This window comes from Neisseria sp. P0022.S010, assembly GCF_051956635.1.
Map to the genome: position 1 here is coordinate 1 of NZ_JBQCXF010000942.1, position 434 is coordinate 434.

Consider the following 434-nt stretch of genomic DNA (forward strand, 5'->3'; position numbering starts at 1 on the left):
TTGTTGGACAAACCCCAAACATAGGCAGTCATGATATGCAGCTTGTCCTTGTCGAGGAAGTGACCCCAAGCCTGCATTGGACTGTGTCTGCCGTTGGTGATGTTTTCGATAATCGATTTTTGAGTACCGCCCCACAACCATACGTTGTCGGTCAGGTTCGGAGCAACGCCTTGGATACCTCGACCTTTGTCGCCGTGACAGGTAAAACATCTTGCTGGGGGACCGTTAAACAAGACTTTACCACGTGCGTCACGTTCTTCATCGTATTGGTCTTTTGCTTTGGATAAGGACATGACATATTGTGCCACATCTTTTACTTGCTCTTAACCTCCTTCAGGACCACAAGCCTTCATTGTTGCAGTACGGCCTTCTTCAATGGTTTACTGAATTTTTTACGGTTCGACGCCCCACAACCAATCGTCGTAGGTCAAAGT

General features: G+C 47.5%; 1 pseudogene. It reads right to left on the reverse strand.

What is annotated here, in order from left to right:
- Positions 1-434, reverse strand: a pseudogene (locus ACTHUT_RS22230) (c-type cytochrome); the annotation flags it as partial.